Source organism: Mycetohabitans sp. B2 (assembly GCF_021733735.1).
Taxonomy (GTDB): Bacteria; Pseudomonadota; Gammaproteobacteria; order Burkholderiales; family Burkholderiaceae; genus Mycetohabitans; species Mycetohabitans rhizoxinica.
Genome location: NZ_JAHKSP010000028.1, coordinates 133668 through 141154, shown reverse-complemented (window position 1 = coordinate 141154; position 7487 = coordinate 133668). Strand labels below are relative to the sequence as shown.

Annotated in this window: 6 protein-coding genes and 1 tRNA gene; 3 read left to right on the top strand and 4 right to left on the bottom strand. The window is 63.3% G+C overall.

What is annotated here, in order from left to right:
- Positions 1–314, top strand: a 314-nt coding sequence (locus KPG66_RS06565) for an Rpn family recombination-promoting nuclease/putative transposase (RefSeq protein WP_237070324.1), incomplete at its 5' end; no start/stop codon positions are given.
- A gap of 636 nt (positions 315–950) precedes the next feature.
- Here KPG66_RS06565 and rlmB read toward each other — a convergent pair.
- The 3 genes from rlmB to KPG66_RS06550 all read right to left on the bottom strand — a co-directional run bounded on the left by rlmB (position 951) and on the right by KPG66_RS06550 (position 4569).
- Positions 951–1697 carry a 23S rRNA (guanosine(2251)-2'-O)-methyltransferase RlmB gene (gene rlmB / locus KPG66_RS06560; RefSeq protein WP_041753465.1) on the bottom strand — a complete coding sequence of 249 codons (747 nt, stop codon included), beginning with the start codon at positions 1695–1697 and terminating at the stop codon, positions 951–953.
- Between the two features lie 35 nt (positions 1698–1732).
- Complete coding sequence (gene rnr, locus KPG66_RS06555; RefSeq protein ID WP_237070323.1) at positions 1733–4183, bottom strand: ribonuclease R; 2451 nt, start codon at positions 4181–4183, stop codon at positions 1733–1735.
- Positions 4184–4484: 301 nt separating this feature from the next.
- Positions 4485–4569: transfer RNA gene (locus KPG66_RS06550), tRNA-Leu, on the bottom strand.
- Positions 4570–4621: 52 nt separating this feature from the next.
- On the opposite strand from KPG66_RS06550, the gene KPG66_RS06545 reads away from it, so the two are divergent.
- Together KPG66_RS06545 and KPG66_RS06540 are read left to right on the top strand one after the other, a co-directional pair.
- The gene (locus tag KPG66_RS06545; RefSeq protein WP_013435224.1) at positions 4622–5161 is read left to right on the top strand and encodes a hypothetical protein; all 540 of its coding nucleotides are present in this window, start codon (positions 4622–4624) and stop codon (positions 5159–5161) included.
- Positions 5162–5184: 23 nt separating this feature from the next.
- The gene (locus tag KPG66_RS06540; RefSeq protein WP_049786376.1) at positions 5185–5376 is read left to right on the top strand and encodes a hypothetical protein; all 192 of its coding nucleotides are present in this window, start codon (positions 5185–5187) and stop codon (positions 5374–5376) included.
- Between the two features lie 550 nt (positions 5377–5926).
- Here the strand turns inward: KPG66_RS06540 and KPG66_RS06535 are convergent.
- The gene (locus KPG66_RS06535) at positions 5927–7366 is read right to left on the bottom strand and encodes a hypothetical protein (protein ID WP_237070322.1); all 1440 of its coding nucleotides are present in this window, start codon (positions 7364–7366) and stop codon (positions 5927–5929) included.
- Between the last annotated feature and the right edge of the window lie 121 nt (positions 7367–7487).

Sequence of the window (7487 nt, the reverse complement as noted above, 5' to 3'; positions counted from 1 at the left end):
TGGTGTCGCTGATGCATTATATGCTGCAGTGGGGCGACACGACGGATCCGGAGCGATTTATCCGAGAGTTGGCGCTCCGTTCCCCGCAACACGAGGAGGTTTTGATGACGATTGCACAGAAGCTCGAGCAAAAAGGCCTGGAGCGCGGCCGGATGCTGGGGCGCGAAGAAGGTCGTGAAAAAGGCCGTGAAGAAGGGCACAAGGAAGCTGCGCTGAAGATCGCGCGCACGTTGCTAGAAAACGGCTTGGAGCGCGAAACGGTCAAGCGTATGACGGGCTTGTCCGAAGCCGACATGAAGCAGATTTGCCACTAACAATAAGGACAATTCAGTGCTGAGCAGCATAGGACCATGCGCCACGTAATTAAACGTAAGCGCATACCTTCGCGCGGTGCGCCTCAAGCCGCTGCGGCAGGCCAACCCGGCATAGTCGTGCGTGCGCACAGCGTAGTCCAGCATGCGCGCAGTGTAGCCGCGCCGCCGGGGTTGGCAGCTGAGCTGCTCCTATCGCCATGGCTTGCCCCCCACTGCCGGCCGGGCTGAAGGCACACTGCTCATTATGCCCATTAGAGGTCAGCGCAGCGCCGCTACCCGTCACACTGAGCCATTCATAACGCGAATAAGGACGTATTCGGCCTTGCCACGATGTGGCTGCGCGCGCGGCGGGCCAGCGTTTGCCAATTCCTTGCCGATGAATTGGAGCGTGCCTCAGCGCACTAGCTTAGGCGCACAGCCAGGTCGCAGCAAGCCGACGGTAGCTTCGATCAGTGTGGAAAGCCATCTTCAACGTGCTGCTGCCAGCAGCGAGGATTGCTTCGATAAGGCGCGGAACGCACGCGCTCGCTCCCAGTCGGCTAGCGCCTTGCATTAAGCTGCCTTTTTAAAGGCAATCGCGGGGGTACTGCATGGGCATCAACGCTTCATAGAAGCGGCAACATGCATTTTAAATCATTAATTTTTAATGCCCGTACGCTGCCTAACTGCCTCAAACAGGCAGATGCCGCTGGCAACCGACACATTTAGGCTGCCCACACTGCCCATCATCGGGATGTGCATCAAGTCGTCACAGGTCTCACGCGTCAACCTGCGCATGCCCTCCCCTTCGGCGCCCATGACCAGCGCGACCGGGCCATCAAGCGCGATATCGTACAGGCTGCGCTGAGCGTCGCCAGCCGTACCGATCACCCAGACGCCGGCGTCCTTCAATTCACGCAGTGTACGAGCAAGATTGGTGACCGTGATGTAGGGCACGGTCTCGGCCGCGCCACTGGCTACCTTCGCGGCAGTCGAATTGAGGCCAACCGCACGATCGCGCGGTGCAATCACTGCGTGCGCGCCTGCCGCATCGGCCACGCGCAAGCACGCGCCAAGGTTGTGCGGATCGGTGACTCCGTCCAGCACCAGTAGCAGCGCGGGTCCGGGCAGCGCGTCGAGCAACTCGGCCAGGTTTTGCGCAAGCGGCAAATCCGTCGCGCGTGCGACGACACCCTGGTGCCGGTGCGTGCCGGCCAGCCCGTGCAGCCGCGCATCGTCGGCGGCAATCAGCCGGACCCCGGATGATTGCGCCGCTTGCAGAAAATCCTGCATGCGGCGATCGCGTCGCGTCGCGTCGTACAGCACCTCCTCGATGCTGGACGAGTCGTGACGTAGCCGCGCGGTGACCGCGTGGAATCCATAAAGAACTTTTAAACGTGCCATAGGAACCGCTTTCAAAAAAGTGTGGCGCGACCGATCTACCGTTTCTTGCCGCGCACCCGTCCATTTGCGCCAGCGCCGGCCGGCAGACGTTTCTTCGCGGCAGCCTTAGCCGCGCCGCGTGCGTCGTTGATAGGCGCGCTCGGCGCAGACGCCGCCGTCTCACCGCGCGGGCCGCCGTCCACTGAAGCAAGTGGCTGCACCCGCGGGGCACAGCCGCTCGCCTCGTCAGCGGCCACGTTACGCGGGGCTGCGCGCAACGGCGACTTAGCCGACACTTCGCGCACCAGGCGAAAATCGATCTTGCGCGCATCCAGGTCGACACGACTGACTTGCACACGCACGCGCTCGGACAGGCGATACCGTATCCCGGTACGCTCGCCGCGCAATTCGTTTTTGATCTCGTCGTACTGGAAATAGTCGGCGCCAAGTTCGGTGACGTGGACCAACCCCTCGATGAACAGTGAGTCAAGCTGCACGAAAATACCGAATGGTGTCACGCTGCTGACCATTCCGCCGTATTCTTCGCCGAGCTTGTCGCGCATGAAGTAGCACTTCAGCCATGCCTCGACGTCGCGCGATGCCTCGTCGGCACGGCGTTCATTGGCCGAGCAATGCAGGCCAAGCGCCTCCCAGATCGCGTCGCGCGAACGCGCGCGTTCGTCATCACGCTGCAAGGCACGCGCATGAGGCGCCAGCGACGTATTGAGCTTGACGTCGCCGGCGGCATGAGGTTGGTACTGCTTGCCCGCCAGAATCGCGCGGATCGCACGGTGCGTGAGCAAGTCTGGATAACGTCGGATCGGACTGGTAAAGTGTGCATACGCGTCGTACGCGAGACCGAAGTGTCCGATATTGTCGGGACTGTAGACGGCTTGCTGCATCGAGCGCAGCAGCATCGTCTGCAGCATCATCGCGTCGGACCGGTCTCGCACCTGCTTCATCAGCGCCGCATAATCGTTCGCGTGCGGCTTGTCGCCGCCGCCCAGTGTCAGCCCGAAACCGCGCAGGAACGCGCGCAGATTCGCCAGTTTCTCGTCGGTCGGCCCCGCATGTACCCGATACAACGCGGGATGCTTGTTGCGTTTTAGGAAGTCGGCCGCGCACACGTTCGCCGCGAGCATACACTCCTCGATCAGCTTGTGTGCGTCGTTGCGCTGGCGCGGCAGAATCTGCTCAATCTTGCCTTGCGCATTGCACGCGATGTATGTCTCGGTCGTGTCAAAATCGATCGCGCCGCGTTTTTCGCGTGCCAGCAGCAACGCCTTAAACACCGCATGCAGGTTTTGCAGATGCGGCAGCAACGCGCCGCGCCGCGCCGCCTCGGGACCCTTCGTGTTCGATAAGACCGCGGCCACCTCGGTGTATGTGAGCCGCGCCGCCGAGTGCATCACTGCCGGATAGAACTGGTATGCCTTGATGTCGCCACTCGCATTGATCACCATGTCGCAGACGAGCGTGCAGCGATCCACCTGCGGATTCAGCGAGCACAGCCCGTTGGACAGCTTCTCGGGCAGCATCGGAATCACGCGGCGCGGGAAATACACCGACGTGCTGCGCTCGAGCGCGTCATGATCAAGCGCGTCACCGTCGGCCACGTAGTGCGACACGTCGGCGATCGCCACGAGCAGCCGAAAGCCGTTTTGCCTGCCGACGCGGACCGGCTCGCAATACACGGCGTCGTCAAAATCACGAGCGTCCTCGCCATCGATCGTCACGAGTGGCACATCGCGCAAATCCACGCGCTGACGTAGATCGGCCGCACGCACGTCGTCGGGCAGCTTGGCCGCCTGCGCGAGCGCCGCGTCCGAGAACTGGTGCGGCACGCCATACTTGCGCACGGCGATCTCGATTTCCATGCCAGGATCGTCGATGTCGCCCAGCACCTCGACGATCTTGCCGACCGGCTGCGAATGACGGCTCGGGAAGTCTGTTAACTCGATCGAGACGACCTGGCCGGACTTGGGCTTGACCTTGCCCGTCTGCGTCACAAGGATGTCATGGCCGATCCGCTTGTCCTCCGGCGCAACGATCCATGCACCGTTCTCGTTCAGCAACCGGCCGATGATTCGCTTGTTCGCCCGCTCGGTAACTTCGACAATGTGGGCCTCCGGACGGCCGCGCCGGTCATAACCCGACACGCGCGCGAGCACCCGGTCGTTGTGCATGACCTTCTGCATCTCTGCATTGGACAGGAATAGGTCGACACCGGCATCGTCGCGAATCAGGAAGCCGTAGCCGTCGCGATGGCCCTGAACCCGACCGGCGACAAAGTTCGACGGATGCGTGAGCTGGTAATAACCGCGCTTGTCGAGCCTGATCTGGCCATCGCGCTCCATCGCGCCGAGGCGCTTGAAAAACCCTTCGCGCTCCTGGCGCTTGATCGCGAGTGCTTCGGCAATGTCATTGCCGGCAAGCGGCTGTTCGGTCGTGCGCAGTACGCCGAGAATTTCTTCGCGGCTAGGAATCGGATAGGGGTATTTGCTCAAGGCCTTGTCGATGAATGGTTGTCGTGAATGCGCGCGACGCGCGGGTTGGCGTGTCACGGATCGTCACTGCCCGGCCGACGCACGGTGGCACCGGCCAACTCACTGGTAAATGATTCTAACACCGGGTTTGGCCGATGCAGGGTCGATGCGCTTGGTGCGCCGGCGTTGCGGACAGCACGCACGTTGACACGGATGAACCACCGGCTTGCCCGCCGGCTGGCTGAAAGACAAAAAACCCTGTAAGACCTTTATCTTACAGGGTTTATCGTACCACTTCGTCGCATCACAACAGCGCAACCGTTGGTGCCCAGGAGAGGACTCGAACCTCCACGGAGTTACCCGCTAGTACCTGAAACTAGTGCGTCTACCAATTCCGCCACCTGGGCGGCTTTGCTGCGTAATCAGCGAAGAACGCTATTATGCTGATCTGCCACCGTTGTGTCAACAAGCGCGTTAAAAAATGATGTGACACGGCTAGCCGGTACATTGGTGCTGGCCAAAGTCCGGATAACGACTTCTGGCTTTGCCGATCCGGCGTTGCGCGCCCTGTTGCCGGCGATCACCCGGCGTGTGACGACGCACACGCGATTTGCCGACACGCCCGTGCCCAAAGCACTGTGCCAGGAACTTGCGCAGGCTGCGGCAACCGAAGGCGCACAGGCTCGGTGCATCGGCAAGTGTACGGTGCGCGAGCGCATCGCCGAACTGATCGCCGAGGCTGATCGACTGCAGTTCAGCGACCCAAGATTCCGGCGCGAACTGGCCCAATGGTTGCGACCGGCACGCCACGCCGAAGGCATGCCGTTGTATGCCAGCGTCGCGGACACGATGCTAGCGCTGGCCACGCCGGTCTCGGCGTCGATCGTGCGGACCTTCGACGTGGGCAACGGCGTAGCCGCCGCCCATCGCGAATTGGTCCGCGGATCACCACGGCTCATACTGCTAGTCACCGACGGCATACGCACGACGCGTGGCTAGCGGCCGGTCAAGCGCTGCAACGCGTGCTGCTGACTCTGGCGCGCGACGGCGTCACCGCATCATATCTGAATCAACCCATTGAAGTCGGCGCGCTGCGTGCGCAACTGGCACAACTGTGCGGCACGACGGCGGTCCCACAGTTGCTGTTGCGCGTCGGCTATGCACCGCCGGCACGACACCCCGGACGCCGGCCTCTTGAGGACGTCGTCTCGTGACCCGTCGGCCCACGCCGCGTACACTTGGCCTTAACCGCGCGTGCACCTCATGAGACACCTGAGCATGTGACCCGTCGTACACGTTCCGCCCTATATACGGCAGCGTCACTGGCCGGCGCAGGCGTGGCGCTTGCCGGCCGGGTTGCCGCCGGCCTTTAAATCTGTCACGTTGCCAATGCCATACAAGTACCATTCCTGATACTGAACGCAGGCTCGTCGCGCATCAAGTTCTCGCTGTACGAAACCGGTCCTAGTCGCGCGCTAGAACTTGGGGCGCACGGCGGCATCGATGGCATCGGCACCGGGGCACGCCTGCGTACACGACGCACTTCGTTACCTTGACGTCGAGCTGGATGCTTGGCGTCGAGCTGGATGCCGACGTCAACCGCGCGGATGGCCCGCGCATCTCCAGCGAGGCGTCGCGCATCAACGTCTAGGTCGTGCTGACCGACGAAAACTTGATGATCGCCCAGCATACCCGCGCCGTGCTGGACCGCCACGCAGGCTAGCGGCGGCGCAGGGCGGTTGCGCCCGATACCAGACACTGCACTCAACACACGGCAAGCAACGGCTCGAGCGAGCAGGCCGTGCCGGCCAATGAACGCAGCCACGTATGGCGCATGTGGCGATAACGATCGAAGATGCCGCACAGATTGCCCAAACGCACGCGCCCCGCATCGGTCGTCTCGATGAAGTTGCCCTCCAGCGACAGCAGGCCGGCATTCGCACAGCGGCGCAGCACGCGGATCTCGTTGGCGAAGTAGTCGGAAAACTCGATGTTGTGCGCCAACTCGATCGCCTGCCGGTCGATGAAGAAATTGGTGGCCAGCGACTGGATGACCGTGCGACGGATCGCGTCGTCGGCCGACAAGCGCCATCCGCGCAAGCCGGGCGCGTGCACCTTGCGCCCCGTGATAGAACGCACGGGTCCGGACGGCACTGCCTCCAGATGCTGGAAATAGGCGTCGGCGGTGGCGCCGATCGCCCCCGGCCCGAGCGGCACGACAGCGCGCGTCGCACGCGAGGACAAGCCGAACGGCTTGCATACGAGACGACCGAATCGCTGCGCCAATACCAACGGATCATCGCGACGCGCGTAGTCGTCGATACCCAATTGCACGTAGCCACACGCATGTAACCGCTCGACCAGTGCCACCCGCTCGGCGAGCACGTCGGCGCGCGTGCAACGCGTTTGCAAACGGATCCGCGTGACACCCTCGGCGATTAATGCATCGAGCGCGTGCAGCGTGCCCGGCGATTGCACGCCCAGTGCTGGGCCGCGAGGCCCGCGCGGCCCAGCACCATACTCGAGCACCGCCCCCACCGTTGCAAAACCATGCGTTCGGGCCAACGCGACGAGTTCGGCTAAACGCCGCCGCTTGGCGTCCGTCGGGCCCTGCTCGCCCACGTCGGCGCGTTCTGCCGATGACCACGTGCCCTCGGCGATGCCGCCGGGCTGCGCCGTCGTCGTTGCGCCGCCGCGCAGTTCGAGATGCGCGAAGCCGTTCAATGCCAGCGTGTGGAGCAATGTCTCGTCATGTGCGGCACGCCAATCGAGCGAAACCGACCAGCGGGCATCGCGCGCGAACGCGAACCGCTGCCGCAATAATGCGACGAGCCGCGCGATGCCGCTTGTCCCGAGCAAGCCGAGCGCGCCGCTCCAGTGCAACTCCACGACGTCGGATCGCGCCGGATCCCATTGCCGGTGAAACGCGATGTCGTCGTCGATGCGGCGCGCAAACGCTAGATAGGCGGCATTGCCCGGTGCGAGCGCCGGTACGACAACCGACAGTGCGATATGCGCCGGGTCCGTACCCGCCCCGTCACCCAAACCAGCACCGCTGATCGGCGACGCGCTGGCGTAACAGGCCGCCAGCGCCGCTTCGTCGAACGCGTCAACGAACCACCCACGCTCCGGATAGATCGCGTAGCGGCGCAGCGCGTGCGGGTCCGCACCGCTGGGCATGGCGTCGCTCGTGCCCTCCTTCAAGATCCTGTTCTCCTTTTCAAATCCCCCCTCGGCGCAGTGCGCACCGGACAAGTGGCGCGCGCCGAGCCCCGATTCCTCTCAAACCAGATCGCGCTGGCAAATCCCGCGCATAACGCCGCAC